The sequence below is a fragment of the Ruegeria sp. R13_0 genome (genome assembly GCF_017743995.1).
Lineage (GTDB): Bacteria > Pseudomonadota > Alphaproteobacteria > Rhodobacterales > Rhodobacteraceae > Ruegeria.
Genome location: NZ_JAGHRB010000001.1, coordinates 277,863 through 292,063, shown reverse-complemented (window position 1 = coordinate 292,063; position 14,201 = coordinate 277,863). Strand labels below are relative to the sequence as shown.

Below are 14,201 nucleotides of genomic sequence, written 5' to 3'. Positions count from 1 at the left end.
GTGACGAAATGCGTGGACACTGTTTGTGTGGCAAAGTTGCGTATGAAGTTAGTCCTCCGGTCTTGTCCTGCGTCTCATGCCATTGCGACAGTTGCCGCCGCCAGTGCGCCGCTCCGATGACGACCTATTTCGGGGTGCGCGACGGCCAGTGGCGCTGGACCGGAGAAGAACCGAAGCGCTTCAACTCTTCGCCTGGGGTCGAACGGAGCTTCTGCCCACATTGCGGAACGCCGATCTCATTTCGGTCGACCAAGATGTCGGACGTTCTTCACCTCTATGTCGCGACGCTAGAGAGCCCCGAAGCCTTGCAGCCAACACTTCATGTCTCACATGAAGAGAAGTTGGAGTGGCTGAAACTGGGCGATGATTTGCCCACCTGCATCGGCCCGGACTACACCAAGGTTCAACCCCTTCCGAAGGCTTGAGAACAGAGCTTTTCTCGGCCTTGGGAAACCGCTAGCGTCGCGCCCATGACTCAGGATCGTCCCGTATTCGGCATCGTACTGATGCTTGGTTTCTGCGTACTTGCCCCGATGGGGGATGCGCTGGCAAAGCTGTTGGGGGAAACAACCCCGCTGGCGCTGTTGGTCTTCGTGCGTTTCGCTATTCAGGCGGCGATCCTTGTGCCCCTGGTCGCGATGACCGGCAGGCCATGGCGTATGCGGGGTCGTATTCTGCGACTGACTTTGATCCGCACGCTTTTGCACATCGCGGGCATCACCGCGATGTTCTCGGCATTGCAATTCCTGCCCCTTGCGGACGCGGTCGCCATCGCCTTCGTGATGCCCTTCATCATGCTGCTGCTCGGGAAATATATACTGAACGAAGAGGTCGGGCATCGCCGCCTTGCGGCCTGTATCGTCGGGTTCGCCGGAACCCTTCTGGTCATTCAACCCAGCTTTGCCGAAGTCGGGCTGCCCGCGCTTTTGCCCCTGATCGTCGCAGTTGTCTTTGCCTTGTTCATGCTGGTCACGCGCCAGATCGCCAAAGAGACCGACCCGATGTCGCTACAGGCCGTCTCGGGCGTGTTCGCCACAATCCTGCTACTGCCGCTTCTGATCTGGGGAACGCGGTCTAATATCTGGGAGCTGTCATTCACCCTCCCCTCGGGCAACGAACACTGGCTGCTTCTGTCGATCGGAGTGCTGGGGACCGTTGCCCATCTGTTTATGACATGGTCGCTGCGTTTTGCGCCCTCGGCCACGCTGGCACCGATGCAGTATCTTGAGATCCCCGTCGCCACCCTGATCGGCTGGCTGATCTTTCACGACCTACCAAACGGATTGGCCGCACTCGGCATCTTGATCACGATCGCAGCAGGCCTCTATGTTATTCTGCGCGAGAGGGCCACGGCGCGCTCTGCCCCGACTGAAACGCCTGCATAACCTGATCCAGAGCGCTGCGCGGTACCATCACCAACATTCCCGGACCGTCCATCTGAAGCTCAAGCTTTGAAATGACACGGTTCGAGGTGCCCACCTGCCCGCTTGGATCGAATTGAAGTCCCTCGATCGGCCACTCCAACCCACGGCTGCGTCCGGTGACTTGTTTCAGAGGAAAGAGAGAAACAACCGCGCCCGGTGTCAGATCCAACACGATGCTTGGCGGCACATGGAACACAACCTCATGCGCGCCGATCAGAATACAAGCTTTGTCCGGATACCGGACCAGAGTGTTCAAGACCGCCAATTGATGGTCTAGCCGCCCTCCCAGAAATCCTGCCCCCAACACCAAGGGGGCCTGCACGTTGCGCAGCGCCTTGTCGAAATCCGTGCTGTCCTGTTCCGCAATCGGAAAAAGGCGATCCTGGGGAATACGAGCTCTGATTTCCGAGGACAACGAATCGAAATCACCAATCACGGCATCCGGAATCCGTCCCGAATCAACCAGAACCGAGGCGCCGCCGTCTGCCGCGACCGCAAAAGTGACGCGATTCAGCACCAAATTCAGGTCTTCAGGACCGATCTGTCCCCCTCCAAACAGCCCGATTGGGCCATTTGAACGTACAATTGCCCCATTTTTCCTCAGATTGATCATTTTTCCCGGATTTGGACACATTGAGACCACAAAATGATAGGTTCATGCAGTTAGTTCCGAGTCGATCGGGCTGCCCCTGTCCGGGCGGATCGGCTCAGTTAGTTTGTAAAGGACGCATGTCTGATGGTACAGAACAACAAGGTATTGACCGTTTCCTATGGGACTTTTTCATGCACCTTGGAGGGGTTCGACGACTCTTTCGAGACCATGAAAGCCATAGCTGAATACTTCCGCGATCTTGCGGCAGAAGACAGATACTTTGGATCTGAACCCCCGCAACCAGACGCCGAAATGCTGACTCGGATTGCGCAGCGCGACAATGCGCAACAAGTCGAAGCACGCCCAAGCGATACCGGCCTGCTTCTGCGCGCCACGGAAACACCCCCCCGGACTGAAACACCCGCTTTCCCCGATGCGCCCCCCGCCCCCAAAGCGACCCTGCCACAGGAAGACGCCATGCCCCAATCGCCCGATCTGAATGTTGTCCAGCCGACCCCCTCTGCGACACCTGAAACAGACACTGCCGCATCTTTCTTCTCCGATGCTGCGCCGGTCGATGCCGACGCGGGCCCGGCGCCCGATAGCCTGGCCGCCAAACTGCAACGAATCCGCGCGGTCGTTTCCCATTCGGATGTGGATACGGACAACTATGCTGAGGAAGAGGTCGCCCCCCTAAAGGCCGACGCCCCCGCGCCGATGGACGCTGTCGCGGCCGCCTTTGCAGCAGGTTCGCTGAGCCCCGAAGATCTGGCCCCTCAGTCCCCGGCCCCTACCGAGGAACCTGCCGTCGAAGCCGTTGAAGAGGCACACGCGCCGGATGCCCCAGCCGTGGAATCGGCGCCGCTCGTTTTGCAAGATGAAACCCCATTGCAAGCCGAGAGTGAAGACGCCGTGGGAGAAGAGACCCCCGAGGTGATCTTCGCCGAATTCGACGAAGACGCCGAGACGGCGAGTGATGACAGCGATGAGGTTGAAAATATCCTCAGCCCTGCGGACGAAGCAGAAGACGACCAGCAAGGTGTTCTGACCGCTGAGGATGAAGAAAGCCTGTTCCTCGAGATTGACGAGATCGAAGAGGAAATGGATGCGCAGGCGACCACGGCGTCCTCGGATCTGGATCAGGATGTCTCACGCCTGATGGCAAAAGCAGATGAGCAGATGGACGACCCGACCGCGAGCGGTACGCGTGAAGCCTACTCTCATCTGCGCACGGCCGTAGCTGCAACCTCGGCGGAAGATGTGGCCAAGAAAGCGGCGGCTGATGAAGAGTATCGCGGCGATCTGGCCTCGGTCGTTAGCCCGCGCCGCCCGGATGATGTGCAGGTTACCAGCGAACGCCCTAATGCAGACATGGCGGCCCCTCTGAAGCTGGTCGCCGCGCAACGTATTGATGCGCCCAACGCGGATACAGGCCCGGTGACCCCCCGCCGTGTCACCTCGGATCAGTCCGAGGACGCGTCAGAGGAAAGCGGTTTCGCCCTGTTTGCACAGGATCAGGGCGCACAGTCCCTGTCCGACCTTCTCGAAGCGGCTGCGGCGTACTTGTCCTTTATCGAAGGACAGGAACAGTTCTCGCGCCCGCAATTGATGAACAAGGTCCGCTCGCTAAAACAGGATGAATTCAATCGCGAAGAAAGCCTGAAGTCCTTTGGGCAGCTTCTGCGCGACGGCAAGATCGAAAAGGCTGGCGGGGGGCGCTTTGCCGCCTCAAGTGACATCGGATTTCGCCCAGAAGGCGAACGCGCCGTAGGCTGATACACTTTATTTCGCTATCGAGCGTGGGTCGGAGATTTCTTCGACCCATTTTTTTGCGCTTACGTGACGGAATTTCGATGCGGACACGCATGTGGCTATGCTGCAGTGCAGAAAAATGGTATCGTCTTTGGTAAGGCAAGTGATCTTTCAGTTCGTGTTCAACTCAAGGCTCCGCCATGTATGAACTCCCTATTCGACGCCTCAGAGCATTCGACAAGCCCAAAATAGAAAGCCATTTCAAGAGTCTCGATGCAGAAGCACTGACATCCCGATTTGGCGTTCCCGTCAGCCCGGCCTTTGTTGAGACGTACCTCTCAGGCATATTCAATAATTCTGCGCTGGTATTTGGCGCGTTCCCCGATTCCTGCCTGCGCGGTGTCGGTGAATTACGCGCTGTTCCGGACAGCCCTAACCATGTCGCTGAACTGGCCTTCACCGTTGAAACCGTCTGGCAGGACCTGGGGATCGGCGATGCACTGCTGTCGCGGATCATAACAGCAGCCCGCAATCGAGGATTTCGCGAAGTCCATATGTTGTGTCTGGCCACCAATCACAAAATGCGCCGTCTGGCTGCAAAACACGAGGCAGAGTTGAAACTGACGACAGGACAGATTGAGGCGACGCTGACGGCACCCTGGCCCACCCCCTTCAGTGTCGCCGAAGAAATCTCGGCCGAGTATCATGCCATGGCCCGAGCGATCCTAAGCTGGCCGGGAAACGATCGACGAACCGGCTAGGGACTGACATAGACGCGAAGCGCCTTTACGATCAAATGCGCCAACAGAGCTGGACCGCCCGAAGCCGAAACTTCGGGCTTGCCCTCATCTCACTGTCTCCGTGTCGCGCTGAGAAATGACGCGAGCCTGTGACCCAAGCAGAGATACTGATCAGTCGGTTTTTTGGTCCGGGTCTTCTTTTCCGACACCTTTGAACACGAACTTGAATGGTAAAGCCCACAGAATGCCCAGCGCCACGTAAACCAGCAGCTCAAGCCAGATCGGAGGACGATCCAGCCAGTTCACCACCGTGACCACGGCGACAATATAGACAGGCAGGCCGATCACCAGAATGAACAGAGACCAACGCCTGCGCGCCTTGTAGCTAAGGCCGGGTGTCTTTTCGCCCGACATCAGTCTGCAAACGGGTCGGTCACCAGAATGGTGTCGTCCCGCTCCGGGCTGGTGGACAGCAGCGCCACTGGGCATTCGATCAGCTCTTCGACCCGGCGCACGTATTTGATCGCGTTTGCTGGCAGATCCGCCCAGCTGCGCGCGCCTTCGGTGGATTCGCTCCAACCTGGCATCTCTTCGTAGATGGGCGTGCAGCGCGCCTGCTGATCGGCAGCTGTCGGCAGATAGTCCAGACGCTCGCCATCCAACTCATAGCCGGTGCAGATCTTGAGCGTTTCGAACCCGTCCAGCACATCCAACTTGGTCAGAGAGATCCCATTCACTCCGCTCGTCGCGCAGGTCTGGCGCACCAGACAGGCATCGAACCAGCCGCAACGGCGCTGACGACCGGTGGTCGTGCCGAACTCATGGCCACGCTCGCCCAGTCGCTGACCATCGGCGTCCTCCAATTCGGTCGGGAACGGACCCTCACCTACACGGGTGGTGTAGGCTTTGACGATTCCCAGCACGAAGTCGATCGAGCCCGGCCCGATCCCCACACCGGTCGCCGCTTGACCGGCAATCACATTCGAGGACGTCACAAAAGGATAGGTGCCAAAGTCGATATCCAGCAGCGCACCCTGCGCGCCTTCGAAAAGGATACGTTTGCCCGCCTTGCGCTTTTCGTTGAGGACCTTCCAAACCGGAGCCGCAAAAGGCAGAATTTCCGCTGCAATTTCTTTCAGTTGCGCCAAGAGAGCATCGCGGTCAACAGGTTCAATCCCAAGACCTTTGCGCAAAGGATCGTGGTGCTGTAACGCCCGATCTACACGGGCTTCCAGCGTCGCCTCATCGGCGAGATCGGCTACACGAACCGAACGGCGTCCGACCTTGTCTTCGTAAGCCGGGCCAATCCCGCGCCCAGTTGTACCAATCTTGGTCCCTTTGCTGGCGGCTTCCTCGCGCGCGCGGTCCAGCTCACCATGGATCGGCAGAATCAGAGGGGTGTTCTCGGCAATCATCAGCGTCTCAGGCGTGATCTTAACGCCCTGAGCACGCACAGTCGCGATTTCTTTGACCAGATGCCACGGGTCCAGAACCACGCCATTGCCGATAACGCTCAACTTGCCGCCGCGTACAACGCCCGAGGGCAACGCGTGCAGTTTGTAAACCTCGCCATCAATAACCAGAGTGTGGCCGGCATTGTGCCCGCCCTGAAAACGCGCGATCACGTCCGCCCGCTCGCTGAGCCAGTCGACGATCTTGCCTTTTCCTTCGTCACCCCATTGGGCGCCGACAACAACCACGTTGGCCATATCCGGTCCTTTTCGCGAAAAGATATCAAACTCGGCTGATATAACGAGGCTCAGACGGTAGGGAAACCGATATTTCGCCGCATCTGCAAATCGCACTGTGCGCGATGCCTCCGGCGGGGATATTTTTAGCCAGATGAAGAACGGATCCCCTGCTTCATCTGGCCGAAAATATCCCGGGGGAGTCGCCAAAGGCGGCGGGGGCTGCGCCCCCACCTCGCTCTAGGGCAAGCGCACCGGTTTACCATGAGGCGTGGTCAGGTAAGCCTTTTCCCAAGCGCCCTGCAGCAAGGTGACCTCATCCTGGCCGGCATCCCCTTGTTCAGCCAACAGGGCCTCAAGGGTTTCAAGCCATGCGTGGAAGTAGTCATCCCCGCCATCCAGTTCTTTGTTCAGACCGTTCCGTTTCAACGTGTTCGAAAACCGATCTGCCCAGTCGGGCCAGTCAAAACGCCCCGCTTCGTTCAGCGCGACGGTGACTGCAAAGACCTGCGCATGCCAGGGTTCTAAGAACACAGGCTCTGGGGCGGTGGCCGTGATGCAGTTGCTCATGCAGGCTCCAGATAGGATTGCCACAGATCCAGCACCACCTCATCCTTGGCGTGTTCTGGATCGGCCCATAGCTCGGACGCCCGGAAAGATACGGCATAGAGAGGTTCTGGGGCTTCTCCCAGCCCGTGGGCATTGGAATCGGGTAGAACATGTGTGCCGTGCAGGCGAACGATCCTCCCTTGAGCCCCGGCGGCATAGCTCGGCAAACGCGTGTGCCCACCATCCACCAAACGGTTCGCGGAGGGTCGCACTGTTTGCACCATTTGCCCGACTTCGAACTGCGCCGCGATGTTCGAGTTGCGGTCCGCAGGGCCGCCTTTTGCCAATGCCGCTGCGACGGCTTGCGCTTTCAACATACGTTCTGCCAATGGATGATCCTCGACCGAGGTTTCGCCACGCAAGTCTTCGAGAGTCAGCACCCCTTTGGCGACCAACAGATCGGCCAGCCCAGAGATCCATTTCTCATAGTAGGAAAACCGGGTGTAGTCCTTCGGCGACAGCTGCTCACGCGCGTGGCGCGATGTGTCGATATTCCATTGTCCCAAAAAGCCCGAGGCCAGCGTCACTGCCAAAGCCCGCGCGTGCCAGTCTTCGGCAAAAATGGCGGCGTCTTCCGCTTCCGGGTTGATCGGGCCATCGCCAAACCGCCCTCCCATATCGTGAACGCGCGTCATGATGCCTCCTTGGGCAGGCCCGTGCCGATCATGCTGTCGCGGGTGACCAAAGCCGCGAGGTCCTCTTCGCCCAGCCCTTCTGTCCCCTCGGGGCGCATGGGCAGCACAAGATAGCGAATCTCGGCCGTGGAGTCCCAGACGCGTACCGCCGTATCCTCGGCTAGTGTCACACCGAATTCGGCCAGAACTCTGCGCGGCTCGCGCACGGCGCGGGCGCGATAGGCGTCGGATTTATACCAGCCGGGCGGAATACCCAGCAGCGGCCACGGGTAGCAACTGCAGAGCGTACAAACGACCATGTTGTGTTGCTCCGGCGTATTTTCGACCACCACCATATGCTCGCCCTGACGACCATAGTAGCCAAGCTCGGCCACGACCGGCGTTGCATCTTCAAGCAATGCGGCCTTGAAAGCAGGATCGCTCCAGGCCTTGGCGACAACGCGCGCGCCGTTCTGCGGGCCGATCTTGTTCTGGTAGGTGTCGATGATTTCATCCAGCGCCGCCGGGTCGATCAATCCCTTCCGGGTCAGAATCGTTTCGAGCGCTTTGACGCGCAGCGCGGGTTCGGGGGGCAGCAAGGCGTGCGGGTGGTCAGAATGGTCATGAGGCATGGCCGCAGGGTGCGCCAAGCCTGACCGATCTGTCCAGTCCCTTTGGCGTGATGTGCAACATCATCAACTGTGATGCCAACTCGTGACTTGCCCCCAGAACCAAACTTGCATAAGTACCACGCGATACACGCCACGCTGTACAGGACCACCATGGAAAACGTCGTTCTCATCATCCATCTTCTTCTGGCTTTGGGCCTGATCGCCGTCGTTCTGATGCAGCGGTCCGAGGGTGGCGGTCTTGGCATGGGTGGCGGTGGCGGCGGCGCCATGACAGGCCGTGCAGCCGCAACGGCCCTGGGCAAAGTGACCTGGATCCTGGCCGCCTGCTTTATCGTCACCTCGATCACCTTGACGATTCTGGCAGCGCAGAAGTCTTCGGGCAGCTCGGTCATCGACCGTTTGGGTGTTCCGGCCCCGGCCGCAACTGAAGAAAGCGCGCCTGCGGTTCCGTCCGCAGATGACCTGCTGCCTCCGGCGCAGGGCGACAATGCTCCGCTGATCCCGCAGGCCGACTAAGCCACAAAACCTAGAAACCTGAAAGAGAACTGCAACAGCATCTTGCGGTTCTCTTGCGCTATTGGCGCGAATCCTTTATACGTGAAGTCCCGTGATGCAGCGGTTTTTCGGAACCGTCGGGCAGCTGATTTTGACGTCTCACGGGAGCAGCCGAAAAAACATGGCGCGTTTTATTTTCATCACTGGTGGTGTGGTTTCGTCCTTGGGCAAAGGACTAGCTTCGGCGGCTCTGGGATCGCTGTTGCAGGCGCGGGGATACTCGGTGCGTCTGCGCAAGCTGGACCCCTATCTGAACGTCGACCCTGGCACCATGTCGCCTTTCGAGCATGGCGAAGTTTTCGTCACTGATGATGGCGCCGAAACCGATCTGGACCTTGGTCACTATGAACGCTTCACCGGTGTGGCCGCGCGCAAGACCGACTCGGTCAGCTCGGGGCGGATCTATTCCAACGTGTTGGAGAAAGAGCGCCGCGGAGATTACCTCGGCAAGACCATTCAGGTGATCCCGCACGTCACCAACGAGATCAAAGATTTCATCGCCATCGGTGAGGATGAGGTCGATTTCATGCTGTGTGAGATCGGCGGCACCGTGGGCGATATCGAAGGCCTGCCCTTCTTTGAAGCCATCCGTCAGTTCAGCCAGGACAAGCCGCGCGGGCAGTGTATCTTTATGCACCTGACGCTCCTGCCCTACATCAAGGCCTCGGGTGAGCTGAAAACCAAACCGACCCAACACTCGGTGAAAGAGCTGCGCTCGATCGGCCTGGCCCCCGATATTCTGGTCTGCCGGTCCGAAGGGCCGATCCCCACGAAAGAGCGCGAAAAGCTGGCCCTGTTCTGCAATGTACGCCCCGATAGCGTGATCGCGGCGCAGGACCTGTCCACCATCTACGACGCGCCTCTGGCCTATCATAAGGAAGGTTTGGATCAGGCGGTTCTGGACGCGTTCCAGATCAGCCCTGCCCCCAAGCCCGATCTGGCCAAATGGGAGGACGTTAGCGACCGTATCCACAACGCCGAAGGCGAGGTGAAGGTCGCGATTGTGGGCAAATACACCCAGCTGGAAGACGCCTATAAGTCGATTGCCGAGGCGCTGACCCATGGCGGCATGGCGAACCGCGTGAGGGTCAAGATCGAATGGGTCGATGCCGAGGTGTTCGACCACGAAGATGCCGCCCCCTATCTGGAAGGCTACCACGCCATCCTCGTCCCCGGCGGCTTTGGCGAACGTGGCACCGAAGGCAAGATCAAAGCTGCGCAGTACGCGCGCGAGCACAAGGTTCCGTATCTGGGCATCTGTCTTGGCATGCAGATGGCCGTGATCGAAGCCGCGCGAAATGCGGCTGGTATCGCCGAGGCGGGCTCGGAAGAGTTCGACCACGAGGCTGGCAAGAAACGGTTTGAGCCGGTGGTCTATCACCTCAAGGAATGGGTTCAGGGCAATCACAAAGTGGAACGCAAAGTGGGCGACGACAAGGGCGGCACCATGCGCCTTGGGGCCTATAACGCGGTTCTCGCCGAAGGGTCGAAAGTTGCAAATGTCTATGGCGGTACTCAGATCGAGGAACGCCACCGCCATCGCTATGAGGTCGATATCAAATATCGCGAGCAGCTTGAAAAAGCGGGCCTGAACTTCTCGGGCATGTCCCCCGATGGCCGCCTGCCCGAGATTGTCGAATGGTCGGATCACCCGTGGTTCATCGGCGTTCAGTATCACCCCGAGCTGAAATCCAAGCCGTTCGACCCACATCCCCTGTTCCGCGACTTCGTGCGCGCGGCCAAGGACAGCTCTCGACTGGTCTGATCCGGTCGCTGCAACGTGATGTACCGACACAATTAAGCGCTTAGGATTCCGGCGTCATGGGATTAACTGTTGAACGAGTTTCGACAGGAGATACCCATGACGACCCAAGCCCAACGTGCTGAAACCTTCACGCGCCTGCATGTCAAAGGCGACCCGGTCATCCTGTTCAACATCTGGGACGCTGGCAGCGCTGCCGCCGTGCGCGATGCAGGCGCGCAGGCGATCGCGACGGGTAGCGCTCCGGTCGCGATGGCGCAAGGCTATGCAGACGGTCAGCACATCCCGCTGGAGGCCGCGCTGGACAACGCAAAGCGTATCGTCAGCGCCGTTGATCTGCCCGTCACGCTGGACTTTGAAGGCGCCTATGCCGTCGATCCCACAGGCATCGCCGACAATACGGCACGGGCGTTGGATTGCGGTGTTGTTGGCTTCAATTTTGAGGATCAGATCGTCGGAGGAGACGGCCTTCACGCCATTCCCGATCAAGCCGCGCGAATCGAGGCGATGCGCAAGGCCTGCAACGCGGCCGGTATTCCCGCCTATATCAATGCCCGCACGGATATCTTCCTGAAAGCACCGGCTGACACGCATGATTCTACGATGCTTGAAGATGCCATAGCCCGCGCTTCGGCCTTCCAATCCGCAGGAGCCAGCGGGTTCTTTGCCCCGGGCCTGAAAGATGAAGCCATGATCCGACAGCTCTGTGAGGCCACCGAGTTGCCGGTCAACATCATCGCTCTGCCGGGAACACCAGACTCAGCGACTCTCGCCAAGCTGGGCGTGGCCCGGATCAGCTACGGCCCGGTGCCCTATCGCCAGATGATCGCATGGCTAACCGAACAGGCGCGAAAGGCCATCGGCTACGCCGAATAAGCGCAGCTTGCAATTTAGAAGCAAACTTCGCACCCTGCCCTAAACCAAAACGGGAGAGTTCCATGAGCAAAGGCTACTGGGTGGCCCATGTCGATGTCGATGATATGGAGACATACAAGAACTACATCGCAGCGAATGCAGAACCCTTCTCCGCCTATGGCGCCCGCTTTCTGGTGCGCGGCGGCTCGCGCGAGGTCAGAGAGGGCGCAGCGCGGGCAAGAACGGTTGTGATCGAGTTTCCCAGCTACGAACAGGCCCTCGCCTGTTACGAAAGCGAAGGCTATCAAAAGGCCAAAGCGCTGCGCGATCCTGTCTCGCTCGGCGATCTTGTGATCATTGAGGGCTATGACGGGTAGTCTCAACTTGGCGCGCCACAAAATATGGATTAGATTGGCCTCATGTTGAAAAAATTCTTCCAAGCGTTTCGACCGCCACAGACAGAACACCTGCCCGACCCCGACGCCGAACTGGCGCTGGGGGCATTGATGGTGCGTGTTGCACAGGCGGACCGGGACTACAAACTGGAAGAGATCAGCCTGATTGATCGCATTCTGGCCCGCCTCTATCAGCACAACGCGATCGAGGCCGCCAAAGTCCGCGCCACCTGCGAGAAACTTCATGCGGCGGCACCGGACACCGACACGTTCGGCAAGCTGATCCGCGAAACCACCGATCTGAACGAACGCCTCGCCGCGCTGGACGCGTTGTGGGAGGTCGTGCTGGCCGACGGCGACACGGATGAGGGTGAGGTCAAGATCGTCGAAGAGGCCCGCGTCGCGATGGGCCTCAGCTTCAATGACAGCAAATCCGCCCGTGAACGGGTGCAAAGTCGCTTGGAAGCTCATTAACCTGGCTCTATATCTGTTTCATGTTTCGTGATTTTCTGTCCCGGCTGACACAGCCTGACCCCGACCCTCTGGCCGAAGATGACGCCCGCTTGGCGCTGACGGCGCTTTTGGTGCGCATCGCCCGGTCCGACAACGACTATGCCGACTCGGAGATGGCCCGAATCGACAAGGTCTCGGTCGAACGCTATGGCCTTTCGCCCTTTGAGGCCGCAGGCCTGCGCGCCCGCGCCGAAGACCTTGAGGCCGAGGCCCCCGATACCGTCCGCTTCACCCGCGCCATTAAAGAGGCCGTCGCCTACGAGGATCGCCTGGCCGTTGTGCAGGCCATGTGGTCGGTCGCCCTTGCCGATGGGCAAAGGACCGGCGAAGAGGATTCGCTGCTGCGCCTTGTGGTTAGCCTATTGGGTGTCAGCGACGTGGATTCAGCCCTCGCCCGTCAGAAGGCCGCCAAAGCGTGACAGCGATGCTGGGCATGTATGACATGCCCGCCCTGCGCGCCTCTAACGATCGCTTCTGGGACCTGATCAGGACGCATTTGGGGTTCGGTCCCGCGAGTCTTGAGCGGTCCCGCGATTTCTGGGACATCTGGCGCGATCCCGATCTGATCTTTGCCCAAACCTGCGGCATGCCCTACCGAACGCAGCTTCATGACGCGGTGCAACTGATCGGCACGCCGGACTATGGTCTGCCCGGCTGCCCAGAGGGTTACTACAGATCTGTCTTTGTCGCCCGTGCCGATGATCCGCGTAGCCTGGCGGAGCTGACGGACGGGGTCTTTGCCTATAACGAACCCCTGTCTCAATCCGGCTGGTCTGCGCCGATTACGCATTTGTCCCGGATGGGGCTTTCACCGAAGCGCCTACAGCAAACCGGAGCGCATGCCAATTCGGCCCAATCCGTGGCCGAGGACATGAGCGATTTCGCCGCGCTCGACGCGCTGACCTGGGAACTTCTCAAGGCGCACACCGATCTGGGGGGCGCATTGCGCGACGTTGCCGAAACGGAACCGACCCCCGGGCTGCCCTATATCACGTCGAAATCGCAGGATGCGCCTCGGATCGCACGCGCGGTTCAGGCCGCCATTGATGATCTGGCGGATGAGGATCGAGGCAATCTGCGCATCCGTGGGTTGATCAAAATTCCCGCAAGCGCGTACCTCGCCATTCCAACTGCGGCTTCGCCCGAAGCACAGTTGCGCAGCAGCTAACCAATTTGATCACGACCTTTGGTCATTTTGATTGATTCCCCGCGCGAATCTGTGTTTTGCGCATTGCATTGCGCCGGATTTTCCGCCCTATTACCGCACCAACACCACTCATGACTGGAGCTTCCGTGACAGACGCCTCTGCCGTAATCGAGATCAAGGACCTTCACAAAAGCTTCGGCAATCTCGAGGTGCTCAAAGGCGTGGATATCACCGCGAAACGCGGCGATGTGGTCTCGCTCATCGGGTCCTCTGGCTCGGGGAAATCCACCTTACTGCGGTGCTGCAACCTTCTGGAAGACAGCCAGCAAGGGGAGATCACGTTCAAGGGCGAACCCGTCAAATGGAGCGGTTCGGGCAGTGCTCGCCGCCCCGCCGATCCCAAACAGGTCCTGCGCATTCGTACCAATCTGTCCATGGTGTTCCAGCAATTCAATCTGTGGGCGCACATGACCATTTTGCAAAATGTCATGGAGGCCCCGGTAACCGTTTTGGGCCGTGACAAGGCCGAAGTGGAAGACAGCGCGCGCAAATATCTGGAAAAGGTCGGCATCGGCGACAAATGCGATGTCTACCCGGCACAACTGTCCGGTGGTCAGCAACAACGCGCTGCCATCGCGCGCGGCCTGTGCATGGAGCCCGAAGCACTGCTGTTCGATGAACCCACCTCGGCACTCGACCCCGAGCTGGAGCAGGAAGTGATCAAAGTGATCAAGGATCTCGCCGCCGAGGGCCGGACGATGATCATCGTGACCCATGACATGAAGATGGCCGCCGATATCTCAAGCCACGTGGTGTTCCTGCATCAGGGCCGGATCGAAGAGGAAGGCAGCGCCGAAGACATCTTTACTGCGCCTGAATCCGAGCGGCTTCGGGGCTTTCTTTCCGCCACTCAGGCGGCATAA

The 14,201-nt window shown here is 59.3% G+C and carries 18 protein-coding genes; 12 read left to right on the top strand and 6 right to left on the bottom strand.

Translation table 11 applies throughout. The features are described from left to right. Window positions 1-8 precede the first annotated feature (8 nt). Both J7394_RS01430 and J7394_RS01425 read left to right on the top strand, forming a co-directional pair. Complete coding sequence (locus tag J7394_RS01430; RefSeq protein WP_209250430.1) at window positions 9-425, top strand: GFA family protein; 417 nt, start codon at window positions 9-11, stop codon at window positions 423-425. A 45-nt stretch (window positions 426-470) separates the two neighbouring features. Then, entirely contained in the window at window positions 471-1,385 is a 915-nt protein-coding gene (locus tag J7394_RS01425; protein ID WP_209250428.1) for a DMT family transporter, read from the top strand. On the opposite strand, the gene J7394_RS01420 is transcribed toward J7394_RS01425, so the two are convergent. After that, a complete protein-coding gene (locus tag J7394_RS01420; protein WP_371811910.1) occupies window positions 1,330-1,941 on the bottom strand; it encodes a thiamine diphosphokinase in 612 nt (203 codons plus the stop codon). The two genes, J7394_RS01425 and J7394_RS01420, sit on opposite strands and share 56 nt — an antisense overlap. 219 nt (window positions 1,942-2,160) lie before the next feature. On the opposite strand from J7394_RS01420, the gene J7394_RS01415 reads away from it, so the two are divergent. Next, window positions 2,161-3,792, top strand: a complete 1,632-nt coding sequence (locus J7394_RS01415; RefSeq protein ID WP_209250425.1) for a hypothetical protein — start codon at window positions 2,161-2,163, stop codon at window positions 3,790-3,792. A gap of 176 nt (window positions 3,793-3,968) precedes the next feature. Next, complete coding sequence (locus J7394_RS01410) at window positions 3,969-4,529, top strand: GNAT family N-acetyltransferase (RefSeq protein WP_209250424.1); 561 nt, start codon at window positions 3,969-3,971, stop codon at window positions 4,527-4,529. Window positions 4,530-4,679: 150 nt separating this feature from the next. Here J7394_RS01410 and J7394_RS01405 read toward each other — a convergent pair whose 3' ends face one another. The 5 genes from J7394_RS01405 to nthA all read right to left on the bottom strand — a co-directional run bounded on the left by J7394_RS01405 (window position 4,680) and on the right by nthA (window position 8,051). After that, the gene (locus tag J7394_RS01405) at window positions 4,680-4,922 is read right to left on the bottom strand and encodes a DUF2842 domain-containing protein (RefSeq protein ID WP_209250423.1); all 243 of its coding nucleotides are present in this window, start codon (window positions 4,920-4,922) and stop codon (window positions 4,680-4,682) included. Then, window positions 4,922-6,217 carry an adenylosuccinate synthase gene (locus J7394_RS01400; RefSeq protein WP_209250422.1) on the bottom strand — a complete coding sequence of 432 codons (1,296 nt, stop codon included), beginning with the start codon at window positions 6,215-6,217 and terminating at the stop codon, window positions 4,922-4,924. The genes J7394_RS01405 and J7394_RS01400 overlap by 1 nt, the downstream gene beginning before the upstream one ends. Before the next feature lie 219 nt (window positions 6,218-6,436). Next, window positions 6,437-6,766, bottom strand: a complete 330-nt coding sequence (locus tag J7394_RS01395; RefSeq protein ID WP_209250421.1) for a nitrile hydratase accessory protein — start codon at window positions 6,764-6,766, stop codon at window positions 6,437-6,439. Beyond that, window positions 6,763-7,440 (bottom strand): nitrile hydratase subunit beta, encoded by a 678-nt coding sequence (gene nthB, locus J7394_RS01390; protein ID WP_209250420.1) that lies wholly within the window; start codon window positions 7,438-7,440, stop codon window positions 6,763-6,765. The genes J7394_RS01395 and nthB overlap by 4 nt, the downstream gene beginning before the upstream one ends. Then, window positions 7,437-8,051, bottom strand: coding sequence for a nitrile hydratase subunit alpha (gene nthA, locus J7394_RS01385; RefSeq protein ID WP_209250418.1), 615 nt, complete (start codon window positions 8,049-8,051; stop codon window positions 7,437-7,439). Before nthA ends, nthB begins: the two co-directional genes overlap by 4 nt. Window positions 8,052-8,201: 150 nt before the next feature. On the opposite strand from nthA, the gene secG reads away from it, so the two are divergent. The 8 genes from secG to J7394_RS01345 all read left to right on the top strand — a co-directional run bounded on the left by secG (window position 8,202) and on the right by J7394_RS01345 (window position 14,201). After that, a complete protein-coding gene (gene secG, locus J7394_RS01380) occupies window positions 8,202-8,567 on the top strand; it encodes a preprotein translocase subunit SecG (RefSeq protein ID WP_170376300.1) in 366 nt (121 codons plus the stop codon). Window positions 8,568-8,727: 160 nt separating this feature from the next. Then, window positions 8,728-10,371, top strand: coding sequence for a CTP synthase (locus J7394_RS01375; RefSeq protein ID WP_170376297.1), 1,644 nt, complete (start codon window positions 8,728-8,730; stop codon window positions 10,369-10,371). A gap of 96 nt (window positions 10,372-10,467) precedes the next feature. Then, window positions 10,468-11,244 (top strand): isocitrate lyase/phosphoenolpyruvate mutase family protein, encoded by a 777-nt coding sequence (locus tag J7394_RS01370; RefSeq protein ID WP_209250416.1) that lies wholly within the window; start codon window positions 10,468-10,470, stop codon window positions 11,242-11,244. Between the two features lie 62 nt (window positions 11,245-11,306). Continuing rightward, a complete protein-coding gene (locus J7394_RS01365) occupies window positions 11,307-11,600 on the top strand; it encodes a DUF1330 domain-containing protein (protein WP_170470190.1) in 294 nt (97 codons plus the stop codon). Window positions 11,601-11,642: 42 nt separating this feature from the next. Then, window positions 11,643-12,092, top strand: a complete 450-nt coding sequence (locus tag J7394_RS01360; RefSeq protein WP_209250414.1) for a TerB family tellurite resistance protein — start codon at window positions 11,643-11,645, stop codon at window positions 12,090-12,092. 20 nt (window positions 12,093-12,112) lie between these two features. Then, window positions 12,113-12,550, top strand: coding sequence for a TerB family tellurite resistance protein (locus J7394_RS01355; protein WP_170376289.1), 438 nt, complete (start codon window positions 12,113-12,115; stop codon window positions 12,548-12,550). A 5-nt stretch (window positions 12,551-12,555) separates the two neighbouring features. After that, the gene (locus tag J7394_RS01350) at window positions 12,556-13,299 is read left to right on the top strand and encodes a phosphate/phosphite/phosphonate ABC transporter substrate-binding protein (protein WP_209250707.1); all 744 of its coding nucleotides are present in this window, start codon (window positions 12,556-12,558) and stop codon (window positions 13,297-13,299) included. 125 nt (window positions 13,300-13,424) lie between these two features. Then, a complete protein-coding gene (locus tag J7394_RS01345; RefSeq protein ID WP_170718231.1) occupies window positions 13,425-14,201 on the top strand; it encodes an amino acid ABC transporter ATP-binding protein in 777 nt (258 codons plus the stop codon).